This is a genomic window from Nonomuraea sp. NPDC026600, from assembly GCF_040638335.1.
GTDB lineage: Bacteria > Actinomycetota > Actinomycetes > Streptosporangiales > Streptosporangiaceae > Nonomuraea.
Genome location: NZ_JBEZYD010000044.1, coordinates 14,647 through 40,711, shown reverse-complemented (window position 1 = coordinate 40,711; position 26,065 = coordinate 14,647). Strand labels below are relative to the sequence as shown.

Annotated in this window: 26 protein-coding genes; 21 read left to right on the top strand and 5 right to left on the bottom strand. The window is 71.6% G+C overall.

Annotation, left to right across the window (positions count from 1 at the left end):
- Nucleotides 1–11 precede the first annotated feature (11 nt).
- Genes iolD through AB0F17_RS55735 form a run of 4 tightly spaced genes read left to right on the top strand, consistent with a single transcriptional unit; the run spans nt 12 to nt 3,758 of the window.
- On the top strand, nt 12–1,973 hold the full coding sequence (gene iolD / locus AB0F17_RS55750; protein WP_358042085.1) for a 3D-(3,5/4)-trihydroxycyclohexane-1,2-dione acylhydrolase (decyclizing): 1,962 nt from the start codon (nt 12–14) through the stop codon (nt 1,971–1,973).
- Complete coding sequence (locus tag AB0F17_RS55745; RefSeq protein ID WP_358042082.1) at nt 1,970–2,755, top strand: aldolase/citrate lyase family protein; 786 nt, start codon at nt 1,970–1,972, stop codon at nt 2,753–2,755. The genes iolD and AB0F17_RS55745 overlap by 4 nt, the downstream gene beginning before the upstream one ends.
- On the top strand, nt 2,752–2,883 hold the full coding sequence (locus AB0F17_RS55740; RefSeq protein WP_358042079.1) for a hypothetical protein: 132 nt from the start codon (nt 2,752–2,754) through the stop codon (nt 2,881–2,883). Before AB0F17_RS55745 ends, AB0F17_RS55740 begins: the two co-directional genes overlap by 4 nt.
- Nucleotides 2,880–3,758 carry a TIM barrel protein gene (locus AB0F17_RS55735; protein WP_358042076.1) on the top strand — a complete coding sequence of 293 codons (879 nt, stop codon included), beginning with the start codon at nt 2,880–2,882 and terminating at the stop codon, nt 3,756–3,758. The genes AB0F17_RS55740 and AB0F17_RS55735 overlap by 4 nt, the downstream gene beginning before the upstream one ends.
- A gap of 23 nt (nt 3,759–3,781) precedes the next feature.
- On the opposite strand, the gene AB0F17_RS55730 is transcribed toward AB0F17_RS55735, so the two are convergent.
- Nucleotides 3,782–4,828: a LacI family DNA-binding transcriptional regulator gene (locus AB0F17_RS55730; protein WP_358042074.1), complete on the bottom strand. Its 1,047-nt coding sequence runs from the start codon at nt 4,826–4,828 to the stop codon at nt 3,782–3,784.
- Nucleotides 4,829–5,123: 295 nt separating this feature from the next.
- On the opposite strand from AB0F17_RS55730, the gene AB0F17_RS55725 reads away from it, so the two are divergent.
- The 5 genes from AB0F17_RS55725 to AB0F17_RS55705 are packed head-to-tail and all read left to right on the top strand — an operon-like array spanning nt 5,124 to nt 10,088.
- The gene (locus AB0F17_RS55725; RefSeq protein ID WP_358042070.1) at nt 5,124–6,122 is read left to right on the top strand and encodes a substrate-binding domain-containing protein; all 999 of its coding nucleotides are present in this window, start codon (nt 5,124–5,126) and stop codon (nt 6,120–6,122) included.
- 18 nt (nt 6,123–6,140) lie between these two features.
- Nucleotides 6,141–7,178 carry an ABC transporter permease gene (locus AB0F17_RS55720; RefSeq protein ID WP_358042067.1) on the top strand — a complete coding sequence of 346 codons (1,038 nt, stop codon included), beginning with the start codon at nt 6,141–6,143 and terminating at the stop codon, nt 7,176–7,178.
- Nucleotides 7,175–8,047 (top strand): ATP-binding cassette domain-containing protein, encoded by an 873-nt coding sequence (locus tag AB0F17_RS55715; protein WP_358042064.1) that lies wholly within the window; start codon nt 7,175–7,177, stop codon nt 8,045–8,047. The genes AB0F17_RS55720 and AB0F17_RS55715 overlap by 4 nt, the downstream gene beginning before the upstream one ends.
- A 2-nt stretch (nt 8,048–8,049) precedes the next feature.
- Nucleotides 8,050–9,060, top strand: a complete 1,011-nt coding sequence (locus AB0F17_RS55710; RefSeq protein WP_358042061.1) for a Gfo/Idh/MocA family oxidoreductase — start codon at nt 8,050–8,052, stop codon at nt 9,058–9,060.
- A 14-nt stretch (nt 9,061–9,074) separates the two neighbouring features.
- On the top strand, nt 9,075–10,088 hold the full coding sequence (locus AB0F17_RS55705; RefSeq protein WP_358042059.1) for a Gfo/Idh/MocA family oxidoreductase: 1,014 nt from the start codon (nt 9,075–9,077) through the stop codon (nt 10,086–10,088).
- On the opposite strand, the gene AB0F17_RS55700 is transcribed toward AB0F17_RS55705, so the two are convergent.
- Nucleotides 10,083–11,072, bottom strand: a complete 990-nt coding sequence (locus tag AB0F17_RS55700; protein WP_358042056.1) for a transcriptional regulator — start codon at nt 11,070–11,072, stop codon at nt 10,083–10,085. The genes AB0F17_RS55705 and AB0F17_RS55700 overlap by 6 nt on opposite strands.
- Nucleotides 11,073–11,132: 60 nt before the next feature.
- Here AB0F17_RS55700 and AB0F17_RS55695 point away from each other — a divergent pair, with 60 nt between their 5' ends.
- From AB0F17_RS55695 to AB0F17_RS55665, 7 genes are all read left to right on the top strand, one after another.
- Nucleotides 11,133–12,299, top strand: a complete 1,167-nt coding sequence (locus AB0F17_RS55695; protein WP_358042053.1) for an MFS transporter — start codon at nt 11,133–11,135, stop codon at nt 12,297–12,299.
- Nucleotides 12,300–12,429: 130 nt separating this feature from the next.
- Nucleotides 12,430–13,215, top strand: a complete 786-nt coding sequence (locus AB0F17_RS55690) for a hypothetical protein (protein ID WP_358042051.1) — start codon at nt 12,430–12,432, stop codon at nt 13,213–13,215.
- Nucleotides 13,215–14,945 (top strand): peptidoglycan-binding protein, encoded by a 1,731-nt coding sequence (locus AB0F17_RS55685; RefSeq protein WP_358042049.1) that lies wholly within the window; start codon nt 13,215–13,217, stop codon nt 14,943–14,945. Before AB0F17_RS55690 ends, AB0F17_RS55685 begins: the two co-directional genes overlap by 1 nt.
- A complete protein-coding gene (locus AB0F17_RS55680; protein WP_358042046.1) occupies nt 14,938–15,612 on the top strand; it encodes an ABC transporter ATP-binding protein in 675 nt (224 codons plus the stop codon). Before AB0F17_RS55685 ends, AB0F17_RS55680 begins: the two co-directional genes overlap by 8 nt.
- Before the next feature lie 2 nt (nt 15,613–15,614).
- Complete coding sequence (locus AB0F17_RS55675; protein ID WP_358042043.1) at nt 15,615–16,790, top strand: ABC transporter permease; 1,176 nt, start codon at nt 15,615–15,617, stop codon at nt 16,788–16,790.
- Between the two features lie 15 nt (nt 16,791–16,805).
- The gene (gene cseB, locus AB0F17_RS55670) at nt 16,806–17,477 is read left to right on the top strand and encodes a two-component system response regulator CseB (protein WP_358042040.1); all 672 of its coding nucleotides are present in this window, start codon (nt 16,806–16,808) and stop codon (nt 17,475–17,477) included.
- The gene (locus AB0F17_RS55665) at nt 17,474–18,679 is read left to right on the top strand and encodes a HAMP domain-containing sensor histidine kinase (protein WP_358042037.1); all 1,206 of its coding nucleotides are present in this window, start codon (nt 17,474–17,476) and stop codon (nt 18,677–18,679) included. The genes cseB and AB0F17_RS55665 overlap by 4 nt, the downstream gene beginning before the upstream one ends.
- On the opposite strand, the gene AB0F17_RS55660 is transcribed toward AB0F17_RS55665, so the two are convergent.
- Nucleotides 18,600–19,781, bottom strand: a complete 1,182-nt coding sequence (locus tag AB0F17_RS55660; RefSeq protein WP_358042035.1) for an acyltransferase — start codon at nt 19,779–19,781, stop codon at nt 18,600–18,602. The genes AB0F17_RS55665 and AB0F17_RS55660 overlap by 80 nt on opposite strands.
- Nucleotides 19,782–19,931: 150 nt before the next feature.
- On the opposite strand from AB0F17_RS55660, the gene AB0F17_RS55655 reads away from it, so the two are divergent.
- The 5 genes from AB0F17_RS55655 to AB0F17_RS55635 are packed head-to-tail and all read left to right on the top strand — an operon-like array spanning nt 19,932 to nt 24,406.
- Entirely contained in the window at nt 19,932–20,594 is a 663-nt protein-coding gene (locus AB0F17_RS55655; RefSeq protein ID WP_358042032.1) for a TetR/AcrR family transcriptional regulator, read from the top strand.
- Nucleotides 20,591–21,985 (top strand): MFS transporter, encoded by a 1,395-nt coding sequence (locus tag AB0F17_RS55650; RefSeq protein ID WP_358042029.1) that lies wholly within the window; start codon nt 20,591–20,593, stop codon nt 21,983–21,985. The genes AB0F17_RS55655 and AB0F17_RS55650 overlap by 4 nt, the downstream gene beginning before the upstream one ends.
- A 5-nt stretch (nt 21,986–21,990) precedes the next feature.
- Nucleotides 21,991–22,620: a class I SAM-dependent methyltransferase gene (locus AB0F17_RS55645; RefSeq protein ID WP_358042026.1), complete on the top strand. Its 630-nt coding sequence runs from the start codon at nt 21,991–21,993 to the stop codon at nt 22,618–22,620.
- Between the two features lie 29 nt (nt 22,621–22,649).
- Nucleotides 22,650–23,207, top strand: coding sequence for a sigma-70 family RNA polymerase sigma factor (locus tag AB0F17_RS55640; RefSeq protein WP_358042024.1), 558 nt, complete (start codon nt 22,650–22,652; stop codon nt 23,205–23,207).
- Between the two features lie 29 nt (nt 23,208–23,236).
- A complete protein-coding gene (locus tag AB0F17_RS55635) occupies nt 23,237–24,406 on the top strand; it encodes a CU044_5270 family protein (protein ID WP_358042021.1) in 1,170 nt (389 codons plus the stop codon).
- Nucleotides 24,407–24,413: 7 nt separating this feature from the next.
- On the opposite strand, the gene AB0F17_RS55630 is transcribed toward AB0F17_RS55635, so the two are convergent.
- Nucleotides 24,414–25,307, bottom strand: coding sequence for an NAD(P)-dependent oxidoreductase (locus AB0F17_RS55630; RefSeq protein ID WP_358042018.1), 894 nt, complete (start codon nt 25,305–25,307; stop codon nt 24,414–24,416).
- A gap of 39 nt (nt 25,308–25,346) precedes the next feature.
- Entirely contained in the window at nt 25,347–26,060 is a 714-nt protein-coding gene (locus tag AB0F17_RS55625) for a response regulator transcription factor (protein WP_358042278.1), read from the bottom strand.
- Between the last annotated feature and the right edge of the window lie 5 nt (nt 26,061–26,065).

Sequence of the window (26,065 nt, the reverse complement as noted above, 5' to 3'; positions counted from 1 at the left end):
AGAAGCAGCACATGACGAGCAACCGGACGCTCCGCCTCACCACGGCCCAGGCACTGGTCCTGTACCTATCCAGGCAGTACAGCGTCGCGGACGGCGAGCGCCGTCGGATGATCCCCGCCGCGCTGGGAATCTTCGGTCACGGCAACGTCGCCGGACTCGGGCAGGCGCTGGACCAGTACGCCGACGACCTGCCGTTCATCCAGGGCCGCAACGAGCAGGGCCTGGTGCACATCGCCAGCGGGTTCGCCAAGGCCTCCAGGCGACGCGCGGCGCTGGCCGTCACCGCCTCCATCGGGCCCGGCGCGCTCAACATGGTCACCGGCGCCGCCCTGGCGACCGTCAACCGGCTGCCCGTCCTGCTGCTGCCCGGCGACTCCTACGCGACCCGCCGTCAGGGACCGGTCCTGCAGCAGCTGCAACACCCGATCGAGGCCGACGCCAGCGTCAATGACGCCTTCCGCCCGGTGTCCCGGTTCTTCGACCGGATCACCCGCCCCGAGCAGCTTCTCACCGCGCTCCCGGCCGCCATGAGGGTGCTCGTGGACCCGGTCAACACCGGAGCCGCCGTCCTGTCCCTGCCGCAGGACATCCAGTCGCACGCCTACGACTTCCCGCTGGAGTTCTTCGCCGAGCGCGACTGGGCCATCCGCAGGCCGGTCCCCGAGCAGGACGAGATCGCCGTCCTCGCCGAACTGTTCGCGACGGCCTCCCGGCCGCTCATCATCGCCGGCGGCGGTGTCGTCTACGCAGGCGCCGGCACCGAGCTCGAGCGGCTCGCCGACGCCGTCGGCATCCCGGTCGCCGAGACCTTCGCCGGAAAGGGCGCCGTCCACGCCGACGCCTGGTGGCAACTAGGGGGCATCGGCCTCGAGGGCAACCCCGCGACCAACGAGGTGGCCCGCGCCGCCGACCTCGTGCTCACCGTCGGGTCCCGGCTGACCGACTTCGCCACCGCCTCCCACTCGCTGTTCACCACCGCCGACGTGCGGTTCGCCAGCATCAACGTCGATCCGCGTGACGGCGACCGGCTCGGCGCCACCTCAGTCCTCGGCGACGCCAAGCTCGCCCTACGAGCCCTGGCCGACGCCCTCGTGGCCGCCGGGGTCACGACCGGCACCGCCTGGCGAGACACCGTGACCACCGCCAAGGCAGGCTGGCTGCCCGTACGTGCGGCGGCCCTGGACGCCGACACCCCCGCCGACATGAACGCGCTGCGCGCACAGTCCACCGACACCATCCCGGACACCGATGCCGTTCTCACCCAAGGCCAGCTCATCGGGCTGCTTCAGGAGCACGCCCATCAGGGCGACACCATCGTGGCCGCCGCGGGCGGGCCGCCCGGTGACCTGCTGAAGGTCTGGGACGCCACCGACGGACGCACCTGCCACCTCGAGTTCGGGTTCTCCTGCATGGGCTACGAGATCCCGGCCGCGATCGGCACCCGGCTCGCCGACGCCGACCCAGGGCACCGCGTCACCGCCTTCATCGGTGACGGCACGTTCCTCATGGCACCCACCGAGCTCGCCACGGCCGCCCAGGAGGGCCTGGCCATCACCGTGGTGGTCCCCGAGAACCACGGCTACCAGGTCATTCACCGGCTGCAGATGTTCACGACGGGCCGCGAGTTCGGCAACGAGTTCCGCTACCGCACGGAGCCGCTCACTCTTGAGGCAGGCAAGGACGCCGCCCTGACCGGCGACTACCTCCAGGTCGACCTCGTTCGGGTCGCCGCCGGTCTGGGCGCCCGGGCCCTGCGGGCGACGACCGCCGACGAGATCCGGCGGGCGCTCCAGGAGACCCGGTCGGAGACCCGTCCGGTCGTCATCGTCGTCCCGGTGATCCCGCATGCCGACCTTCCGTCGGCGGGTTGCTGGTGGGACGTCGCGCCCGCCGAGGTGTCCGAGTCCGGCACGGTCCGCGCCGCCCGAAGCCGGTACGAGGCCGGCCTGGCCACCCAGCGGTGGCACGGATGACCCACAACCCGTACGCCCTGGACCGCGGCGACCTGCGACGGCGGCTCGCCCACGGCGCCGTCACCTACGGCACCTTCCTCGGCGCCGCCACACCGGTCACCGCCGAAGTGTGCGCGGCGGCCGGCGTCGACTGGGTCCTGCTCGATCTCGAGCACGGCGCCGGCGGCGAGGAGCAGGCCTGTGACGTCATCGCCGCCGCCGCGTCGTACTCGGTGCCGACGGTCGTCCGAGTGGAGTCCACCGAGCGCATCCGCGCCGGCCGCCTGCTCGACCTGGGCGCGGCCGGGATCATGTTCCCCCGGGTCGACACCGCCGACGAGGCCGCCGCCTGCGTGCGGCACCTGCGCTACCCGCCGGCAGGGGACAGGGGAGTGGCCACCTACAACCGCATGTGCCGGTACGGGCTGGACCCGGCCGCCCTCGACCGCTCGGACGGCGATGTCCTCGGCGTGGTCCAGATCGAGACCCTCCCGGCCCTGGACGCCGTCGAGGACATCGCGGCCCTCGACGGCGTCGACGTCCTGTTCGTCGGCCCCCGCGACCTCAGCCACGCCCTCGACGTCCCCGGCCAGACCCAGGCCCCGGCGTACGTCGCCGCCCTCGACCGGGTCCTCGCCGCGGCCAGAGGGAACGGCAAGGCCGCCGGACAGCTCGTACCGGACGGCGCCGCGGCAGCCGGACTGGCCGCGGCAGGCTGGCAGTTCCTCGCCATCGGCTCCGACACGACCCTGCTCGCCGGCGCCATCGCCGCCGAGCTGCGCAAGGCCGGTGAGACGCCGTGAAGACCGCCGTCAGCGCCGGCGCCACCCGCGCCACGTTCGCCGCCGCCGCACAGGGTGTCGCGGACGTCCTCGCGGGCCGACGACCAGCCGCTCTCGCCAACCCCATGCCCACACAGGAGGAACAATGACCGGCACCGTCCACCGCATCGCAGGCGCTCCCATCAGCTGGGGTGTCTGCGAGGTCCCCGGCTGGGGCTACCAGCTACCCGCCGACCAGGTCCTCAGCCAGATGAGCGAGATCGGCCTGTCGGCCACCGAGCTCGGCCCGGACGGCTTCCTGCCGGCCGACCCCGATGAGCTCGCCAAGACCCTCGCGGCGCACGACCTGCACGCCGTCGGCGGCTTCACCCCGTTCGTCCTTCATCGCGATGACATCGACCCCATGATCGAGCTCGACCGGCTCCTGCCCGGCTTCGAAGCCGCGAGGGCCGGCGTCATGGTCCTGTCCGCCGACTCCGGCCAGAGCGGCTACGACGCGCGGCCCGACCTGGACGAGGCGGGCTGGCAGCGGTTGCTGCACAACCTCGACCGGGTCGCCGCCCACGCCGCCGAGCACGGCATCCGCGCCGTGCTCCACCCGCACGTCGGCACCATGGTCGAGACCGGACCGGAGGTGCGGCGGGTCCTCGACGGCTCGGCCGTCTCCCTGTGCCTGGACACCGGCCACCTGCTCATCGGCGGCACCGACCCGGCCGTCCTGGCCGGCCAGGTGCCCGACCGGATCGCGCACACCCACTTCAAGGACGTCGACCTGACGTACGCCCGCAAGGTCCAGGCGGGCCTCCTCACCTACACCGAGGCGGTCCGAGAGGGCATGTACCGGCCGCTGGGCACGGGTGACGTCGACGTCGCCGCCATCGTCGGGCACCTGCGCGGCAACGGCTACGACGGCTGGTACGTCCTCGAACAGGACACCATCCTCACCGAGCCGCCCGCCGGCGAGGGCCCGGTCGCGGACGTCAGGACCAGCGTGGACTACCTGCGGAGCCTGCTCGCCGAGTGAGGGACAACCTGTCTCCAGGGCCGTCAGAGCTCGGCGTCGCCGTAGATCGACGCCGGCTCGTTGAACGGGGTGACGACCTGCACCTGGGACGGAATGCTCACCGGCTGGCCCGGCAGGACCCCGCGCGCCTGTAGCAGCAGGCGACAGGCGCGCCGCATGTCCGCCCTCAGGTCATGGTGCAGAACGGCGGAGATCTTCCGTGTGCGCAGCAGCGCCCGGTTGTCGTTGTCGAGGTCATGCGCGACGAAGACCCTCGGGGTCATCGCGACCTCTTCGAACGCCTTGAGTATGGCGACGTTCCCCCCGCCCGCGGAGTAGACCGCGTTGATCGACGGGTGCAGCGCCAACGCACCACGGACCGCCACGAGGATCGTCGGGTCCAGGCCGTCGGTGTCCTTCACCTCGTGCACCGCCCGGCGGGGGGCGAGCTCGGCCAGCGTGCGCCGGAAGCCGATGTCCCGCTCTTCCTCGCCGCGGAACGACGAGTGGCTGACGGTCACCAGGACGGCTCCGGAGCGCCCTGCCCACTGTGTGATGAGATACGCGGCCGTCGCTCCGGCGGCCACGTTGTCCATGCCCACGTAGGCCGCCCGCTGACTGTCCGGAACGTCGGTCGTGTACGTCACGGTCGGGATGCCGCGGTCAGCCAGCCGCCGCACCGCCTCGACCACCAGAGGATGGTTGGGCGCCTTGAGGATGACCCCGTGCGCCCCCCTGCAGCCCACCGCGTCGAGCAGCGCCGCCGCGGCGGCCGCGTCGCTGTGCTCGGTCAGATGCGACCGGGCCCGGAGTACCGCCGGTCGCAACGACCGTAGTGCGGCCTCCAGTGCGTCCCGGGAGGCGATGGCGAAACGCTCCGGCGTCTGCATCACCAAGTCCACGATGAATGTGCGCCCCGACAGATGCACCTGCTCCCGCTGCCGCTCCAGCTCGTCGATCGCCTGGGTCACCTGTGCGACCGTCTCCGGCCGGACCCCCTCGCGGCCGTGCAGCACCCGATCCACCGTCGCCCGGCTCAACCCGGCCTGAGCTGCGATGTCGACCACCCGGTGCTCGCGACGAGCGCCCATCCGTCTTCCCCCATGTGTCCACGCCGACGTCCCGGGCTCTGAGGCGTTCTTGAGGCACTTCACCAAGTTCGGGAGCCGAATATGCGTACTAGTGTGACACGCGTCACTCCCCCTCTCGGGGGTAGGGCAGCACAGGGGACGCCGCCCGGCCAGTCCGCTGTGCCAGACGTTCCTCAGCACGTCGAATCCATAGGCAATCACCGGTCCCGGGCCACCATTTGGGCCGCCGCCGTCCACCACATGTCATTCATCCGGTCACCGCGTCGAGGCGGTGATGTCCGAAAGGCAGCCGATCATGATTCGCTCCAAGCCTGCCGCCGGCGCGGTCCTCGCGCTCGCCGCGGCACTGGCCCTGACGGCCTGCTCATCGTCGGGTGGCAAGCAGGAGACGTCGCCCACGAGCGGCGGTGGCACCGCCGCGGCATCCACCCCGAAGATGACCATCGCCATGATCACCCACGCGGCACCGGGCGACACCTTCTGGGACATCATTCGCAAGGGAGCCGAGGCCGCCGCGGCCAAGGACAACGCCGAGCTCCAGTACTCCTCCGACCCGGACGCGGCCAAGCAGGCGCAGCTCATCCAGGCCGCGATCGACAAGAAGGTCGACGGCATCGCGGTGACCGACCCGAACACGCCGGCACTCGGCGACACCATCAAGAAGGCGATCGCGGCGGGGATCCCGGTGACGATGTTCAACGCCGGCGGCGCGGACGCGATCGGCCTCGGCGCGCTGGGCTACTTCGGCCAGGGCGAGAAGGACGCCGGCGTCGCGGTGGGCAAGAAGGCCGCGGCCGACGGCGCCAAGAACATCCTGTGCGTGAACCAGACCCAGGGGCAGCAGCAGCTCGTCGACCGCTGCGACGGGGTCAAGGAGGGGGCGGCCGGCGCCAAGGTCACCCAGATCTACGTCAACGGCACGGACGACTCGGCCGTGACGACGACCATCCAGGCGAAGCTGACGCAGGACACGGGCATCGACTTCGTCGTCACCCTCGGCGCACCGATCGCCCTCGACGCGGTGAAGTCCGTCAAGGGTGCCGGCAGCTCGGCGAAGATCGGGACCTTCGACACGAACAAGGAGCTCGTCGCCGCCATCCAGAACGGTTCCATCCAGTGGGCGGTCGACCAGCAGCCCTACATGCAGGGCTATCTCGCGGTCGACGGGATCTGGTGGTACCGGACGAACGGCAACACCCTCGGAGGCGGCCAGAACGTGGCCACCGGGCCGGCCTTCATCGACAAGAGCAACATCGAGGCCGTGGCCAAGTACGCCGCCAACGGCACTCGATGATCAGGAGAGTGATCTGAGATGACGATCGTCATGGGCACACCCACTGACGACCGCGTCGCAACCCGGTCCAGGGCGGCCATGTTGCTCGGACGTCCGGAGGTGGGGGCGCTCATCGGCGCCGGCGCCGTCGCCGTGCTCTTCTTCGCGGTGGCGCCGGCCTTCCGTCACGCCGCCAACATCGGGACGATCCTGTACGGCTCCTCGACGATCGGCATCATGGCCGTCGCCGTGGCGCTGCTCATGATCGGCGGGGAGTTCGACCTGTCGGCCGGTGTGGCCGTGACGTCGTCCGGTCTCGCCGCCGCGCACACCGCGTGGTACCTCGGTCTGAACGTCTGGGTCGGCGTCCTGTTCGCCCTGGTGTTCTCGCTCGGCATCGGAGCCTTCAACGGGTGGCTGCTGCACCGTACCGGCCTGCCGAGCTTCCTGGTCACCCTGGGCTCGTTCTTCGTGCTCCAGGGGGTCAACCTCGCGATGACCCGGGTCATCGCCGGCGGCGTCTCGTCGAACTCGCTCAACGACATGGACGGATTCGACAGCGCCAAGGCGGTGTTCGCCTCCGGCTTCAACATCGGTCCGGTCGCCATCCAGATCCCAGTGGTCTACTGGGTGGTCCTCACGGCGATCGCCTCCGTGCTGCTGCTGCGCACCCGGTACGGCAACTGGATCTTCTCGGCCGGGGGTGACCCGGCGGCCGCCCGCGCCGTCGGGGTCCCGGTCAAGGCCACGAAGATCGGCCTGTTCATGGGGGTGGGCTTCTGCGCCTGGCTGGTGGGCATGCACAACCTGTTCATGTACAACAACGTGCAGTCCGGCCAGGGCGTCGGCAACGAGTTCATCTACATCATCGCGGCCGTCATCGGCGGCTGCCTGCTCACAGGGGGCTACGGCTCCGTCGTCGGGGCCTCGGTCGGCGCCCTCATCTTCGGCATGACGCAGCTCGGCATCTCCTACGCCGGCTGGGACCCCGACTGGTTCAAGACCTTCCTCGGGATCATGCTCATCGGCGCCACGTTGGTGAACCTCTACGTGAAGAAGAAGGCTGATGCCCGATGACGGAGCGGAGTGAGACACCTCTGCAGGACGGCCCGGTCCTGAAGCTCGACAACATCGGCATGCACTATGGCAACATCCATGCGCTGCGCGGGGTCAACATCACCGTCAGGCAGGGCGAGGTGACCTGCGTCCTCGGTGACAACGGCGCCGGCAAGTCCACCCTCATCAAGATCGTCGCAGGTCTGCACGACCACACCGAGGGCAACATGTCGCTGCGCGGCATCATCCGTCGCTTCGGCTCCCCGCGCATCGCCCAGGCCTGCGGCATCGCGACGGTCTACCAGGACCTCGCGCTGGCGCCGCTGATGTCGGTGTGGCGGAACTTCTTCCTGGCCAACGAGATCCGCAAAGGGCCCTTCCTCGACATCCCCGCGATGAAGCGGATCTGCCAGGAGGAGCTCACCAAGATGGGGATCGTCATCCCCGACCTCGAACGCTCGGTCGGCAGCCTGTCCGGCGGCCAGCGCCAGGTGATCGCGATCGCGCGGGCGATCTACTTCGGCGCCAGCGTCATCATCCTCGACGAACCCACCGCCGCGCTCGGCGTCAAACAGTCCGGCGTCGTCCTGAAGTACATCGCCAAGGCGCGCGACGCCGGCCTCGGGGTCATCTTCATCACCCACAACCCCCACCATGCCTACCTCGTCGGCAATCACTTCATCATCCTCAAACTCGGCCACGTCGTCCTGGACGCCCACCGCGACGAACTCACCCTCGAACAACTCACCGCCGAGATGGCCGGCGGCCAGGAACTCACCGAACTCAGCCACGAACTGCGCGGCGTCCAACCCGGCAAGGTCGTCCCCCCGCACACCGTCGAGCACGGAGGCGTCCCCGCCCCCGACAGCACCCCGGCAGGCGAGGCGTGAGCATGGAGGACCACGAGCTACGGGTCGGCATCATCGGCGTCGGCCTGATGGGCACCGACCATGCCCACCGGATCGCCCGGCTGGTGGCGAACGCCCGCCTGGTGGCGGTCTCGGACCCCGACACCGCCCGGGCGCGGGCGGTCGCGGGGCAGTACGACGGAGTGCGGGTGATCAGTGACGCCCTCGACCTCGTCGCCGACGACGAGGTGGACGCCGTCGTCATCGCGTCGCCGGGGTCGGTCCACGAGGAGCAGGTCCTGGCCTGCCTCGAGGCCGGCAAACACACCCTGTGCGAGAAGCCGCTGACGATGGACAGCGCCTCGTCGCTGCGCCTGGTCCGCGCCGAGCGCGACCGTGGCCGGCCGCTGGTCCAGCTCGGGTTCATGCGCCGCTTCGACCCCGAGTACGCCCGGATGAAGGAACTGCTCTCCTCGGGACGGCTCGGGCGGACGCTGCTCGTGCACAACACCCACCGCAACAAGGACGTCCCGGACTCGTTCCGCTCGGAGATGATCGTCCGTGACAGCCTCGTGCACGAGGTCGACGTCGCGCGCTTCGTCTTCGACGAGGAGATCGAGGAGATCACCGTCCTGTCTCCCGCACCGTCCGGCCACTCACCCGAGGGAGTCGTCGATCCCCAGGTCGCCATCTTCCGGATGGCGGGCGGCGGCATCGTCACCAACGAGGTGTTCGTGCGCAGCCAGGTCGGCTACGAGGTCCGCTGCGAGGTCGTCTGCGAGCGCGGAACGGTCATCGCCGGTCGCCCTTGGGACGGCCTTTACTCGACGGCCGCAGGGGAGGCCGCCGGCTCATGGGGCGGCACCGTCCCCGCGGACTTCCGGGCCCGCTTCGCGCGCGCCTACGATCTGGAGATCCAGGCCTGGGTCGACGCCAGCCGCCGTGGCGAGGTCGTCGGACCCACCACGTGGGACGGCTACGCCGCGACCGCGGTCTGCGAAGCGGGGCTGAAGTCCTTGGCCACCGGTGCCCCCGTGCCCGTCAACTACGCCTGAGGAGACCACCGGCTATGTCCCCCCTGGAAGAACCACTCCGCATCGGCGTCCTGGGGGCGGCGAGGATCTCCGCCCTGTCCATCGTGGCGCCGGCCGCCGCGAGCGGGCACCGGCTGGTGGCGGTGGCGGCGAGGGACCGGCGCCGCGCCGAGGCGTTCGCCCAGGAGCACGGGGTCGAGCGCGTCGTCGGCGGCTACGCCGACCTGGTCGCCGACCCCGAGGTCGAGGTGGTCTACAACCCGTTGCCCAACGGCCTCCACGGACCCTGGAACAGCCGGGCTCTGCAGGCGGGCAAGCACGTCCTCAGCGAGAAGCCGTCCGCCAGTAACGCCGAGGAGGCGGCCGCGGTCGGCGATGCGGTCCGGAAGGCCGGCACCACGTTCATGGAGGCGTTCCACTACCTGTTCCACCCCGTGACCCGGCGCCTGCTCTCCATCGCGGAGTCCGGAGAACTCGGCCGGATCGAGCACGTCGCCACCATGATGGCCATCCCCCCGCCGTCGGAGGCCGACCCGCGCTGGTCCCTCGCGCTCGCCGGCGGCGCGATGATGGACCTCGGCTGCTACGGCCTGCACGCTCAACGCATGATCGGGAGACTCGCCGGCGGCCCTCCTGAGCTCGTGTCGGCCCAGGCCGGCCTACGCCGGGATCTGACGGACGTCGACGAGTGGCTGGACGCGGAGCTCGCCTTCCCCAGTGGAGCCACCGGGTCCGCGCGTTGCCACATGGCATACGGGGAGGTGGAGATGACGTTCCGCGTCGTGGGGACGGAGGGCGAAGCCGTGGCGCACAACTTCGTCCTGCCGCACGTGGACGACCGGCTCAGCGTCACCACACGCTCCGGCTCACGCGTCGAGACGCTCGGCAGGCGGTCGTCGTACACCTACCAGTTGGAGGCGTTCGCCTCCGCGGTCCGCGGGGGCACGCCTCTTCCGATCGACTCGCACGACGCCGTGTCGAACATGCGGCTCATCGACGCCTGCTACCAGGCCGCGGGCATGCCGCCCAGACCAGCGAACCCATCATGAAGGAGCCGTAGGCAGACCGTTCCGCTGGGCGTTCACCAGGACCTCCCCGGCTTCCGTACGGTCATAGAACACCGAGCGCCCGGCCCGTCGGCGGCGGATCAGCCGGCAGTCGAGCAGGACCTTGAGGTGGCGGCCCACGGAGCCCAGGCCCTGGCCGGTCAGTGCCACGAGCTGCGTCGTGCTCTTCGGGGTGTCGAGCAGCATGAGGGCGTTGGCCCGCGCGGGCCCGAGCAGCCTGCCCAGCGCCTCGGGCACCGGCGCGCGGCCGGCGTCGGCCAGCGCGCCCGAGCACGGGTAGACCACGGCGTGCCGGTGCGCCGCGTCCCACGAGACCCACGTCTGGCTCGGTGTGACGGGGACGAACATCAGCCGCGCCCCGGAGAGCTCTCGCGGCGGGTAGTCATGTGTGCTGACCTGCAGCCGGCTCTCGCCGAGCCAGCGCATGCCAGGGCGCATGTCGTCGAGGGTCGCCGCCCAGCCGCCCTGGCTCAGCCGTGCGGTGCGGGCGATGACGTCGGCCTCGATGATCCGGCGGCGGCGTGGCCAGTAGGGGAGCACCGTTTCCCGCCACACCCATTCCAGCAGGTCGGCGGTGCGTTCCGGCAGGTCGCCGCGGTGGAGCCGGGCGGGAAGCGGACCGCCGAGCGACACGGTCAGGTCGGCGCGGGCGGCCTGGGGCGGGGTCTCGCGGATGCGCGCCACCTCCTGCTCGAAGGCGGGTTCGGTGTCGTCGAAGGGGGTGGGGGTGAGGAAGTCGGCGTTCCAGGTGCGGCCCAGGGCGGCCCGGATGAGCAGCGCGGTGATCGGGTCGCGGGCCTGCCGTTCGCGGTAGGCGGGCAGGTGGGTGCCGAGCCATGCGCGTTCGCCCGGATGCGCGGCCGTGCCTCGTTCGAGGGTCTTCAGGCTCGCCGTGGCCTCGGCCAAAGGCGAGACGACGAACCGGCTGTCCGCGAGTGTGTCCGCGTTGACCTGCCACCAGCCCATGGTTTCGCCTCCCCGCGAAACATTAACGCCCTGGTGGCAGGGCCACTGACACTTTCGGCCATGCGCACCTATCGCGATCTTTTCCGGACGCCGGAGTTCACACCGCTCTTCCTGGCGTGCGCCGGGCAGGTGGCCGGCCACACGGTGAGCGGGCTGGCCCTGGGCACGCTGGTCTACTCGGCGACCGGGTCGCCGCTGCTGTCGGCTCTGGCCATGTTCGGTCCCGCCCTCGTGCAGGTGATCGGGGCGGCCACGCTGCTGTCGGCGGCCGACCGGTTACCGCCGCGTGCCGCGCTGACGGGCCTGATGCTGGTCTTCGCCCTGGCCACCGCCGCGCAGGCCGTTCCGGGGCTGGCGGTGTGGGCGGTCTTCGCCGTACTGCTGGTGCAGGGGTTGATCACCTCGCTGGGCGGGGGAGTGCGTTACGGGCTGCTCAACGAGATCCTCACGCGGGAGGGGTACCTGCTCGGCCGCTCGATGCTCAACATGTCCGACGGCTTCGTGCAGATCTGCGGGTTCGCGACCGGCGGCGTGCTCATCGCCGTCCTGTCGCCGCGCGGTGCGCTCCTGACCGGAGCGGCCCTGTACCTCGCCGCCGCGGCCGTCGCCCGCTTCGGCCTCAGCCGCCGGGCGCCGCGGGCCGCCGGGCGGCCGTCGGTCGCCGAGACCTGGCGGGACAACGCCCGGCTGTGGTCGGCCAGACCTCGCCGGTACGTCTACCTCGCCCTCTGGGTGCCCAACGGGTTGATCGTCGGCTGCGAGTCGCTTTTCGTGCCGTACGCGCCCGGGCAGGCGGGGCTGCTCTTCGCCTGTGCGGCGCTCGGGATGCTGGCCGGTGACGTCGTGACCGGCCGGTTCGTGTCACCGCTGTGGAGGGAGCGGCTCAGGGTGCCGCTGTGCCTGCTGCTCGCCACACCGTACGTGATCTTCGTGCTGCACCCGGCGCTGCCCGTCGCGGTGGCGGCCGTCGCGCTCGCCTCGGCCGGATACTCGGCGAGCCTGGTGCTCCAGGAGCGCCTGATGTCGCTGACGCCGGACGAGCTGAGCGGGCACGCCCTGGGGCTGCACTCCTCAGGGATGCTGACCATGCAGGGGGTGGGCGCCGCGCTCGCGGGTGCCGTCGCGCAGCTGACCTCGCCCGCGACGGCGATAGCGGTGCTGGCGGTGGCCTCGGTCGCGGTCACCCTGACCCTGGCACCCGGGCTGCGGGACCCTGTCCCCGCGTGACGTTGATACCAGGCGGATACACGGTTGAGCGTCCGGCGATGCCCGGCGCATACAGAGCTGCGGAAAAAGGGCTCCAGAGTGGCCACGGCGTGCTCAAGAGCGGCGTGATCCCACCGAGAAGGAGTCTTTGATGCGTGTGTTGATGTGCGGTCTGCTCGGCCTGGCGGTGCTGACCGGCTGCGGAGGAGCCCCGACCCCCGCGGCCGGTGACGGCGGTGCCACGGTGGACAAGCTCCGCGAACGGGAGACCGTCATCGCCACCTGCATGAAGCAGAAGGGCTTCTCCTACACTCCCTCGGTCAGCCTCCCCAAGAAGTCCGACGCGAACCCCGCCGACTACGCGGCGATGAAAGCGGACCGCGGTAAGAACGGCTTCGGCGTCTTCTCCGCCGTCGTCTATCCGAAGCCGCCGGAAACGCAGGCGCCAGATCCCAACCAGGCGACGATCGACAGCCTCTCCGGCGCCAAGCGGGATGCCTACCTCAAGACGCTGAACGAGTGCCGGGTCACCGCCCTCCGGCAGGTGAACGGCCTGAAGGTCACCTCGGTCGCCGACTATCAGGACCAGATGAGCACAGAGATCGAGAACATCGACAAGACCCTCGACGGCGACCCCGAGCTCCTGGAGCTCGCCGCGCCGTTCGCCGAGTGCCTGAAGTCCAAGGGCGAGCGGGTGACCTCCGAGAAGCCGGTCGCGCTGGACGCCCGCGGCGTGACGCTGTGGAGCGAGCAGTCCGACCGGCTCGGCAAGGCGGGCCCTGTCACGGCGGCGGTGGCCAGGCCGTACCTCGCCAGGGAGATCAAGTCGGCGCTGGTCGACCTGGAGTGCGGCAAGGACTTCTACGCCGCCTTCATCCCCCTGCGGAAGCGGCTCACCAACGAGGCCAGGGTGAAGTACGGGTTCCAAGAGCGGTGATGCGTACCCCTCGTGGCAAGCTGCTGCTCGTGTCGGCCGTGGTCCTGGTGGTCGCGGGGACCGGCTGGGGAGTGGGCACCCTGCTGCGTTCCCCGGCGGACGAGGCGGCGGCGCGCAAGCCGCCCCGACCATCGCTGGTCACCGCCCCGGTCGAGCGGCGCGAGCTGGTCGCCACCGTGGTGGTCAGCGGCACGCTGGAGTACGGCTCGCCGTACCCGGTGTCGCTGGCCGGGGTGGTGGGCGGCGGCGAGACCGCTCAGCGCGCCACCCGCGCCCCCCGGCGGGGCACCCTCGCGGAGGGCGCGGTGATGATGGAGGTGAACGGGCGCCCGGTGTTCGTCTTCGCCGGCACGGTGCCGATGCACCGCGGCATCGTCTCCGGCGCCAAGGGAGCCGATGTCCGGCAGTTGCAGAAGGCGCTGCGCAGGCTCGGCCACCACGCGCCCGCGACCGGCGTGTTCGACCAGGCGACCAGCGCCGCGGTGTCGCGCTTCTACGCCAAGCGGGGCTACCAGGCGCAGCGACCCACCCTGGAACTGCGGCAGCAGCGCGACGAGTTGCGCCGGGCCGTACGGACCGCGCAGGAAGTGCTCGCGACCGAGCGTCAGGCCCTTGACCAGGGCAAGGATGTGCTCCCGCTGAAGGTCAAGCTCGCCGACGCCCGGCAGGATCTGAAGGAGGCCGAACAGGCGCTGAAGAGCGCACGGGCACAGGAGCACACCACCGAGGACGAGGCCAAGGCCGAGGCCGCCGAGAGCGCCGTACGGGCGGCCGAGGAGAAACTGCTGGCAGCCCAGCAGGAGCTCGCCCAGGCCACCGCGACGCCCGCCCCGGCAGCGCCCACCCCCATGTCCAGCCCCGTGTCCAGCCCCAGCCCCACCGCGGCTCCCACGGCCGGGCCGCTGCCCGACACCCGCCTGCTCGAGCTCCGGGTCGCCAACGCCAGAGCGGATCTGGCCGCCGCCAGGTCGGCGCTGGACCGCGTACAGGAGGAAATCCGGACCACGCGGGCGAAGCGGCTGACCGAGCTGGGGAAGAGCGTCCGGGTGGCGCGCGAGGCCGCCGTCACCGCCGAGCAGGCGCTCCGGCAGGCCAGGCAGCTCTCGCCGGTCAAGCTGAAGGTGGCCAACGCCGAGCGTGACCTGGCCGCGGCGCGGGCGCTGCTGGCCGAGTTCTCCCGGACCTACGGCATCACCGTCCCGCCGGGGGAGGTCGTCTTCCTGCCCAAGCTGCCCGCCCGCCTGCACAAGCCGACCGTCAAGGCGGGCGAGCTGGTGGACAAGTCGATCGCCACGGTGACCAGCTCCACCTTCGTGGTCTTGGGCTCGGTGGACGTGGCCGAGGCCGAGCGGGTGAAGGCGGGTCTGAACGCGAGCATCGAAACCGAGGCCGGCAGGACCGTCACCGGCACGGTGACCTCCCTCGGCGGGCGCGACGCGAAGGGCGCCGTGCCGGTGACGATCACCCCTGCCTCGATGAACGGCCTCAGGAAGCTGGCCGGCGCGCCCGTCACGGTTCGCGTGACCATCGGCGCCACCGGCCGGGAGGTGCTCGTGGTCCCCGCCGCGGCGGTCGTCACCGCCGTGGACGGCAAGGCCCGGGTGCAGGTGGAGTTCGCGCCCGACCGGACGAAGGAGGTCGAGGTGCGCACCGGCCTGTCCGCCGACGGGGCCGTGGAGGTGACCGGCGACCTCAAGCCGGGCGACCAGGTGGTGATCAACAGTGCCTGAGCCGGTCATCGTGCTCGACGACCTGACCAAGGAGTTCCCCGCCGATCCTCCCGTCAGAGCACTCTCCGCCATCAACCTGAGAGTTGAAAAATCGGACTACGTGGCCATTGTCGGCCCGTCGGGGTCGGGGAAGTCCACCCTGCTCAACACGCTCGGTCTGCTCGACCGGCCGACCAGCGGCAGCTACCGGCTCGACGGCATCGAGACCGTCCGCCTGAAGGACGGCGTACGGACCACCATCCGGGGCAGCCGGATCGGCTTCGTCTTCCAGTCCTTCCACCTGTTGCCGCACCGAAGCGTGCTGGAGAACGTCATGCTGGCCGAGGTCTACGGCGCGGCACCGCGCGCGGGGCGGCGCGAGCGCGCGATGCGGGCTCTGGAGCGGGTACGGCTGTCACACCGGGTGGGCTTCCTGCCCGGAAAGCTGTCCGGCGGTGAGCGGCAGCGCGCCGCCATCGCCCGCGCGCTCATGGGCGAACCGTCACTGCTGCTGTGCGACGAACCCACCGGCAACCTCGACAGCAAGAACACCGGCGCCGTGCTCGACCTGTTCGACGACCTGCGCGCCCAGGGGATGACCATAGTGGTCATCACTCACGAGAGCGACGTGAGCGACCGGGCCGGGCGCCGGCTCCGCATCACCGACGGCGTCCTCACAGAGGAGTAGACGTGCACCCTCGCGACCTGCTGAACGAGGCCGTGGCGGGTCTGCTGGCCCGCCCGGTGCGCTCGGCGCTGACCACGCTGGGCACCGTGCTGGGCATCACCACGCTCGTGGTCACCCTGGGCATCGCCGCGACTGCGGGCAACCAGATCGTCGGCCGCTTCGACGAACTCACCGCCACCTCCATCACGATCGACGTCCCGGACAACCCGTTCCCCCTGGTCGACTGGGCCGACATCAGCCGGGTGACCCGGCTGCGCGGGGTGGTCTCCGCCGCCGCGCTGGCCGAGTCGGAACAGAGCGCCAACCTCAGCGTCCGCTCCAACGACATCGTGGACCCGACCCGGATCACCACCCAGACCCTGACCGTGCTCTCCAGCAGCCCCGGCCTGCCCGCCGCGGTCAAAGGCAGGATGATCGAGGGCCGCTACTTCGACGCCGGGCACATCGCCCGCGGGGACAAGGTCGTCGTGCTGGGCCGGCACGCGGCCGAACTGCTGGGCATCACCCGGCTGACCCGGGCCCCCGCCGTCTTCATCGGCACCCAGGCGTACACCGTCATCGGCGTGCTCGGCGACCTGAAGCGCGAAAAGAGCCTCGCGAGCGCGGTCATGCTGCCACCGGCCGTCGGCGAGCGCTACGGCCTGGGCACCGTGACCCGGGTCCTGGTCAACACCGGCCTCGGCGCCGCCGAACTGATCGCCAAGCAGGCGCCGGCCGCGCTCAGCCCCGGCAACGAGGCCCTCCTCCAGGTCAGCTCGCCACCCAGCCCCACCAGAGCACGCGATGCGGTGGAAGGCGACGTCAACGCCCTCTTCCTGATCCTCGGGCTGGTCTCCCTGGTCGTCGGCGCGGTCGGCATCGCCAACGTCACGCTGGTGACCGTCATGGAGCGCATCGCCGAGATCGGCCTGCGCCGCGCCCTGGGCGCCGCCCGCCGCCACATCGCCGCGCAGTTCCTGCTGGAATCCACCCTCACCGGGCTGACCGGCGGCATCATCGGCGCTTCCGGGGGGATCGTGGTGATCGTCGCGGTCTGCGCCGTCAAACAATGGACCCCGGTCATGGATGTACGGCTGGCCGTCATGGCGCCGGCCGCCGGTGCCGTCGTCGGACTGCTCGCGGGCCTGCACCCGGCGCTGAGGGCCGCTCACATGGAGCCGGTCAATGCACTTCGCTAGATATGGTGCACTTTCATGACATCCCTGCTGCTCGTCGAGGACGACGCGGTGATCCGCGCGTCGGTGGGCCTGGCTCTGGAGCGTTACGGCTATCGGATGACCACCGCCGCTGACGGGCTGGCCGGACTGGAGGCCGCTCAGGCGGGTGATCACGACCTGCTGCTGCTGGATGTGATGCTGCCGGGCCTGGACGGCATCAGCGTGTGCCGCAAGATCAGGGAGACCAGTCAGGTGCCGATCCTCATGCTGTCGGCCCGCGGTGACGGCCTGGACATCGTCGCGGGGCTGGAGGGCGGCGCCGACGACTACGTGGTCAAACCGGTCGACCTGCCGGTGCTGGTGGCCAGGATCCGCTCGCTGCTGCGCAGAGCCACCTTCGCCGAAACCACAGCCGTGAGTGGGGTGCTCACCTTCGGCGAGCTGAGCATCGACACCGGCGCGCTGGAGGTACGGCGGGCCGGGCGACGCGTCGAGCTGAGCCCGACCGAGCTGCGGCTGCTGCTGGAGTTCGCCGCCCATCCCGGCATCGTGCTGGAACGCGCGACGCTGCTGCGCACCGTGTGGGACTACGGATGGGACGGCGACAGCCGCGTGGTCGACCTGTGCGTGCAGCGCCTGCGCAAGAAGATCGGCGCCGAGCGCATCGAGACGGTCCGCGGGTTCGGCTACAAGCTGAGCGTCAGATGAATCCGGCTTCGCTGCGCTGGAAGATCGCCGCCCTCGTCACGCTCGCCGCCACCGTCGTCGCCGCCGTGGTCGGGCTCCTGGTGCACCAGGCGACCTGGCAGCGTGCCCTGGACATGGGAAAGGCCCGAGCCGAGGTGGCCATCGACAAGTCACTGGCCTCCACCGGCCGGCCCGCCGACGTGGTGACCGTCGAGGAACTCCCTGACGCCTTGGCCGCCCAGCTACGGCCCGGCCGGCCGGTGACCTGGTACGGGCTCGATCACCGGGACGAGCCGTGGATGTGGGCCGCCCAGCCGTACGGCAGCGACGGAAGCGAGGCGGTGATCGCGCAGATCTCGATGGGCTCGGAGCTGCTCAGCCTGTACGCGCTGGACCGCGACATGGTCAAAGCCGCACTGCTCGCCCTGGCCGGGGTGGTACCGCTGTCGGTGCTGGCGGCCGAACTCCCGAACCGGCGGCTCCGGCGCATGGCCCGCACCGCCCGCCAGATCGCCGACGGCGACCTGACCGCTCGCACCGACGCCCGCGGCCGGGACGAGATCGCCGAGATCGGCGCCGGGCTCAACTCCATGGCGGCCGGCCTGCGGCGGCGACTGCTGGCCGAGCAGCGCTTCACGGCCGACGTCGCGCACGATCTGCGTACCCCGCTGATGGGCCTGGTCACCGTGGTCGAACTGCTGGAGGAGGGCCAGGCGACCGATCTGGTACGCGACCGGGTGCGGGTGCTGCGCTCGCTGGTGGAGGACCTGCTGGAGGTCTCCAGGCTGGACGCGGGCGCCGAGGTCGCCGAGCGGGTACGGGTGCCGCTGGCCGAGCTGGCCGAGGAGTCCGCGGCCCGGGTGGGGGTCGAGGCGCGGGTGCTGGCATCGGGGGATCCGGTGGCCGAGACGGACCCGCGCCGCCTGGACCGGATCCTCGCCAACCTCGTGCTCAACGCCCACCGCCACGGTGCGCCCCCGGTGGAGATCACGGTCGGCGACCACGTGATCGAGGTCCGCGACCGGGGACCGGGCTTCCCTCCGGAGCTCCTTGCCGACGGCCCGGGACGCTTCCGCACGGGTGCCGCCGAACGCGGTCGCGGTCACGGCCTCGGGCTGACGATCGCGCTGGGGCAGGCCCAGGTCATAGGCGCCGACTTGACCCTGGCCAACGCCCCCGGCGGCGCCGTCGCCGTCCTCCGCCTGCCCCGGCCGTCGGGCTGACCCACCGCTCGTACGTACGGACCACAGCCCAGCACACCAGCAGCACCACCGCGAACACCGGCAGCCAGACCAGCCGATCGAGCACCCACCCGAACCCGTCGGGAGCGGTGTGCAGTCCGGGCAACGCGTCACCTGCGAACAGCCCGGCCACCGTGACCACGATCATCGCGGTCTGGTGCCACAGGAAGATCGTCATCGCCGACAGGTTCACCAGCGCCACCACCGCCCAGACGGCCGGACGCCGCAACACCCGCCGCAGCGGACCGAGCAGCAGCAGCGCCGCCCCGCACTGGGCCAGCCCGAAGGCGACGGCCGCCAGGGTGGGCGGGTCGAGATTGGAGATCGGGGCGCCGGGCACCCCGACCATGGCGGCCGGGTATCCGGCCCACAGGACGAGCCCAGCCGAGGTGATGGCACCGCCGAGCAGCAGCGCCCATCCGGTCCTGCGGTCGCGCAGGTCGCCTCGGGCCCAGGCCGCGCCCAGGCAGTACGGGACCAGCCAGCCGGCCACCACGTTGATCCGGCCGAGCCAGGCGGGCCCGCCCAGACCGTACAGGATCAGATCGACGAGCAGGACCACGGCGAACGGCCACAGCGGATGCAGCCTGGCCACCAGCGGCGTCACCGCCGTCAGCGCCGCGAAGACCAGCAGGAACCACAGCGGCGACAGCACCAATTTGACCAGCACGCGCACGGTCTCCAGGCTGACCCCGGAGGCCAGCAGCGCGACCGCCACCACGGCCCACACCACCAGCACGGCGGCGACCGGCCGGGACAACCGGGCCATCCGCCCGCCGAGCCACTGCCCGTAGGTCACGCCACGGGCGCGGGCGGAGGCGTAACCCTTGGCCCCCACCTGCCCGCCCACCAGGAAGAACACCGCCAGCGTCTGGAACACCCAGGAAACGGGGGCGAGCTGGGGCAGCTGCTTGAGCGGGCTGGCCACGCGCATCGTGCCGTCGCCGCCGACGACCACGGCGGTCACCAGCCAGTGGCCGAGCACCACCCCCAGGATGGCCAGAGCACGCAGCGCGTCGACGGCCCGGTCGCGGCCGGGCGGGGTCGCCGATTCGATCCGCCGGATGAGCTGGGGGGATGCCATGGGTTCCTTCCGGATGCCGGTGGTTGCGGCACCGAAGCTACGGATCCCGCCCTGTGGTTGGCCTCCCGCCGGAGAGTGCACCTTTCGCGTAGCTCTGAGGTATGAGAGTCGGCGTAGACAGTGTCTACGCCCGAGTGGTAGACACTGTCTATGGATCTTCGAGACCGGCTGATCGACGCCGGAGTGGACCTCGTGATGACCGACGGAGCCGCCTCCCTGGGGCTGCGGGAGATCGCCCGCCGGGCGGGGGTGTCGCACGGGGCTCCGCGCCGTTACTTCCCCACGCATCACGCGCTGCTGTCCGCGATCGCCCGCCGTGGCTTCGCCGATCTCACGGCCCGGTTCGTGGCGGCGGCCGACGGCGCGGCGGCGCCGCGCGATCAATTGCGGGCGCTGGCGCGGGTGTACGTCGGGTACGCGCTGGAGTGCCGTGGCATGTTCGAGTTGATGTTCCGGCACGACCTGCTCGACAGCGAACAGCACTCCGCCGACCCGCCACGGCTTCGGGAGTCGACCCTGCCGCTGTTCGAGCAGGTCGTCGCCCTCGTCACCCGGCACCAGTCGGAGCGAGACGCAATCCACCGCCCCGGCCCGCACGGCGAAGTCGGCCCTCGCGGCGAGGCCGGGCCGCTGCCGGAAGTGACGGCCGCCGCCCTCTGGGCGAACCTGCACGGCCTCGCCCAGCTATGGGCCTGGGGCAGTCTGCCGCTCGCCCTCGGTGCCCCGCCACCGGGCGACGCGCCTGGTGGTGACCGGCTCGACGAGCTGGTGGCGGCGGCTCTGGACGCTCACCTCGGCCCGGTGGGCTCGTGACCGAGTCCGTACGGCATCGCCTGGCGCTCCTGGCCAGTGTGGGCGGCGCGATGATCGTCGCGCTGGACGGCACGGTCCTGATCGTGGCGCAGCCCAGCCTGCAACGCGGCCTGGGCGCGAGCATGGCGCAGGTCCAGTGGACCAACACCGGCTACCTGCTCGCGGTGGCCGCGCTGCTCGTCATAGCCGGGCGCCTCGGCGACCGGTACGGGCACCGGCGGCTGCTGTTCGCCGGCGTGCTCGGCTTCGCCGCCGCATCGGCCGGCATCGCGCTCGCGCCCGGAGTCGGCTGGGTGATCGCCCTGCGCGTCGCGCAGGGCGTGTTCGGCGCGCTCCTGCAGCCGGCCACGATCGCCCTGCTGCGGCTGGCCTACCCGGCCGAGCGGCTCGGCCGGGCGATCGCCGTTCGTACCAGCGCCATCGGCGTGGCCGCGGCGACCGGCCCGCTGCTCGGCGGCGTTCTCGTCACCCAGTTGGGCTGGCGGGCCGTGTTCGTGGTCAACATCCCCATCGCCCTGGCGATCGCCGCGCTCACCCTCGCCGTACGGGTGCCGGCGCCGGACCGCGCCGGCTCCCAGCGGCTCGACCTCACCGGCGCGGCGCTGCTCGCGGGCACGCTCACGCTCCTGGTGCACACTCTGGTCGCCCTGCCGACACGCGGATGGACCACGCCGACGCTGCTCGAACTCACCGCCACGGCGGCCGTCGCCGCCACACTCGTCGTGCGCGAACGCCGGAGCGCGCAGCCGATCGTGCCGCCCGCCGTGGCCCGGTCCTTACCGGTGACCGCGTCGATGGCGATCCTGCTCCTGGTCACCGGTGGCCTGTTCGGCGCGCTGTTCGTGGCCACGTTCTACCTCCAGGACACGCTCGGGCTGGATCCGCTCGCCGGCGGCCTGCTGGTCCTTCCGATGACCACGCTCATGGTCGCCGGCGCACCCGTCGCCGCCGCCGCGCTGCGCCGCTACGGCCCGCGCCACACCGCGATCGCCGGTACGGTCCTGCTCGTCCTGGGCATCGCGGCCCTGTCCCGGCTCGGTCCGGGCGGCGTGTCGGTGGCGACCGGCGTGAGCTTCGCGGTGCTCGGCGCGGGGTTCGCCACCGTCATGGTCACCGCCACCGGCACCGTCGTCGGCGACGCGCCGCCCGGGTACGCCGGAGTCGTCGGCGGCCTCAAGCAGACCGCCATGAACATCGGCCCGACCCTCGGCATCGCCGTCGCCACCAGCGTCATGCTGATCGGTTCACCCGCCCCCGCGATAGGGCCCGCCCTGCTGGTCCTGACCGCTCTGGCCGCCCTCGCCCTGCTACCGGCGTCCCTGCTCCCCGGTCTCAGCCCACGCGCGGGGGCAAAAGCCCTCGAAGGTGATCCACCCCGGCCCCTAGCCTGACCCGCATGAGCGAGGAAACCGACCTGGTCCGGCACGGCTACAACGAGCTGTCCTCCCTTTACCGGGGCGACGAGGACGACGACGGCGAATACGCCCCGTGGCTCGAACAACTCCATTCCCGCCTGCCACCACGGGCCTCCGTGCTGGATCTCGGCTGCGGCTGCGGGGTCCCCGTCGCCCGCTCGCTGGCCGCGGCCGGGCACGACGTGACGGGCGTCGACCTCAGCGACGTCCAGATCGAGCGGGCCCGCCGTCTCGTGCCCGCCGCCACCTTCATCCGGGGCGACGCCACGGCCCTGGACCTGCCGGACGCCTCCTTCGACGCGGTCGTCTGCCTGTACACCCTCATCCACCTGCCGCTGGAGCGTCAGCCCCGGCTCATCGAACGCATCGCCGCCTGGCTGCGGCCCTCGGGCCTGCTCCTGGCCACCACCGGCTGGGAGTCCTGGACCGGTACCGAGGACGGCTGGCTCGGCGGCGCCGCGCCCATGTGGTGGAGCCACGCCGACGTGGCCACCTACCGGTCCTGGCTGCGGGAGGCCGGGCTGGAGGTCATCTCGGAGGAGTTCGTCCCGGAGGGGGACAGCGGGCACGCCCTGTTCTGGGCCCGCAAACTTCCGGGTGGGGTGCGGTAATCCCGGAGCGGTCGGAGGGACTACTGGGTGTGGACGATCCTCAAGAACGATTCACCGAACTCTACGACCGGCACTACCGGAGCGTTCTGGGCTACACGCTGCTACGTGCCGAGCGTGACGCGGCCGAGGACGTGTCCAGCGAGACGTTCCTCGTCGCCTGGCGGCGGCTGGACGATCTGCCGGAGCCGCCACTGCCGTGGTTGCTCGGCGTGGCGCGCAACCTGCTGGCCAAGCAGCGCGACTCGCGCCATCGGCGGCAGGCCCTGGTCGACCGGATAACGGCGCTGACCACCTCGCGGGAGCACGTGAGCTGGGACGTGGCCGACCACGTCATCGACCGGGAGAGCGCGCTGGCCGCGCTGTCGGCCCTGCCGGAGCAGGACGTGGAGGCGATGGTGTTCGCCACCTGGTACGGCCTGCCGCCCGAGCAGGCCGCCGCCGTCATGGGCTGTTCGGTCAGGACGTACAACGTCAGGCTCCACCGCGCGCGTAAACGGCTGGCCGGCGCGCTGCGCCTGGAACCGGGCGGCACTCGCCCTCAGGCCCGTACGGGCCGCGGCCGGTTCCAAGAGACCTCGGAGACCTGATGCCCGCAGCACCCCACCCGGAGGATGACATGACCGACCACTTGTTCGCCCAGCTCAAGCCCGCGGAGCTGGATGAGATGACTGAAGAGGCCCACCGGCGGCGCCGCTCGGCCGACCTGGCCCGCGCCTTCCAGACCCCCCGCTCCGCAGGCCCATCCCGAAAGCGGTTCCGGGCCCCGCTCCTCCTGGTCGCAGGCACGGCCGCGGCCGGAGTGGCCGCGGCGGCGGTGATCGTCGTGTCCGGCGAGCCCGTACCCCCGGCCACCACGCCTCCCACCGCGCGGACCGCGATCGCGGCCGACCCGGTGGACGCGCGCTCGTTCCTGCTCGCGGCGGCCGCGACCGCGGTGCGCGAGCCGGCCACGTCCGGCCGCTACTGGTACGTCCGCGAACGCACCTTCCAGAAGGTGCACGTCGCGCCCAGCGAGTACATGACCGCGATAAAGGCCCTGCTAGCGGAGCAGAAGCGGAAGGAGAAAGAGCTCAAGGACAAGCCGGACGAGCTCGCCGCCCAGCGCGAGGACATCAACCAGAAGATAGTCAAGCTCAAGACCTCCGAGCTGCCGTACCAGGCGTTCACCTCCGACACGCAGGAATCCTGGCGCGCGATGAAGCCGGGCGAGGCCAGCCGCTTCGCCGCACACCAGGACGTGCGCGTCACCTTCGGCTCCCCGCAGGACGAAGCCGACTGGAAGGCCGCGGGCTCACCCGCCCTGGCGGAGAAGAGGCCCGCCACGCGCGACGACAGCAGCGAGCGGATCCTGTCGATCGACAACCCGAGCCTGACGATCCAGAACATCTCGCAGCTGCCCACCGGCCAGGACGCGTTGAAGCGCCGCCTGGACACCCTGTTCAAGCAGAGCCCCAACAGCGCCCAGACCGGCATGACCGTCTACCTGTGGCAGACGGGCGTGGACCTGATGACCGCGCCGATCAAGCCCGGCACCCGGTCGGCCCTGTTCAAGGTGCTGGCCGACCAGAACGGCCTCACCTCGCAGGGTCAGGTCACCGACGCGGTGGGGCGTACCGGGGTCGCCCTTTCGACGACGGGAGACGACGGGGTCGAGTTCCGGATGATCATCAACGAGGAGACGGCCGAGCTGCTGCAGTACGAGGTCGTGCAGAAGGGGCAGCCGCTCCTGCGGGTGGCCCTGGAGCGGATGGGCTGGGCCGACCGCCTGGGCGACCTCCCGGCCTGACGCGCGGTCACCCTCCGCCGGGGGTCTGATCGGCGTCGAAGCCGGTACGCCAGGTCGGATGGACCGGCCGCCAGCCGAATGTGGCGCGGGCCAGGCCATTGTCGGCGCCACGCTCCCACCCGGCGCGCCCAGCCCGCTCGTCTGGGACGGGTACGGGCGCGCCGACCGCCTTGGCCAGCACCGGAAGCCACTCGAAGGCCGGAGCGGGCTCGTCATCGACGATGTTGACCGGGCCGCTCGGCCAATCGAGGGCCGCGACGGCCGCCCGGGCCGCGTCCGCCACGTGCAGGAACGAGGTGACGGCGTCGTTGGCCACCAGCTTCCCCGGGAACCCCGCCGCCGGCTCGCCACGCAGCCTCGCCGCGGCCAGGCCGTCGGGGGAGTACCAGGTGCCCGGGCCGTAGAACATGCCATAGCGCAGGATGACGTGGTGTTCCAGCTCGGCCGACGCCTCCTCCAGCGCGCGAACGCCACCGACCATGCCCGCCCGGGGCTCGGGCGCGCCGACGTCGAGCGGGACGCTCTCGGCGGCCGGCGCGTCTCCCGGCTCGTACGCCCAGGCGATGGACTGGGCGACGATGCGGCCGACGCCGGCCTCCTTGGCCGCATCGACGAGGTTGCGGGTGCCCAACCGGCGGATGCGGCTGTTCTCGGCGAGCGCGCCACCGCTCAGCGCGGTGAGCTGGTGGATGATCGCGTCGGGGGCCACGTCGGCGAGCGCGCGCCGCGTGCCGGCGGCGTCGAAGACGTCCAGCCGTACCGGGGTCGCCCCCTGGGCGCCCAGTGACTCCAGGCCCGCGTCGGAGCGGGACCCTCCGGTGACCCGGTGCCCGGCGCCGATCAGCAGCGGAACGAGCAGCCGGCCGACGGCGCCCGAAGCGCCCGCGACGAAGACGTGCATAAGCGAAGATTATTGCTGAACGTCCCCGGCCACGACACGCTATCTCGGCCCGTGGGAGCGCGGCACGACCAGTCCCGTCTCGTACGCGGTGACGACCGCCTGCGTCCTGTCGCGTAGCCCGAGCTTGCTCAGCACCCGGCTCACGTGCGTCTTGACGGTCTCCTCCGTGACCGTCAACCGGCCGGCTATCTCCGGGTTGGACAGCCCTTCGGCGATGAGCCGCAGGACCTGAGTTTCACGGGGGGTGAGCGCGGCGGTGGAGGCGGCGTCGGGTTGCGGCCGCAACTGGGCGAACCGGCTGATGAGGCGACGGGTGACCGCCGGGGCCAGCAGCGCTTCGCCGGCGGCGATGACCCGTACCGCGTCGAAGAGCCGTTCGGCGGTGACGTCCTTGAGCAGGAACCCGCTGGCCCCGGCGCGCAGCGCGTCGTAGACGTACTCATCCAGGTCGAAGGTCGTCAGGATGAGGACGCGCGGCCCGCCGGTGGTGGAACCGGTCAGTCGCCTGGTCGCTTCGATGCCGTCCATGCCCGGCATGCGGACGTCCATGAGGACGACGTCGGGGGACAGCTCGCGGCAGATCCGTACGGCCTCGGCACCGTCGGCGGCCGTACCGACGACCTCGAAGTCCGGTTGGGTGTCGAGCAGTTCGGCGAAGCCGTTGCGGACCACCGGATGATCGTCGGCGACGGCGATCCGGACCGCCGGGGGCTCGGCACCCAACCGGCCATCAGCCGGGAGCTCGGCACTCATCGGGC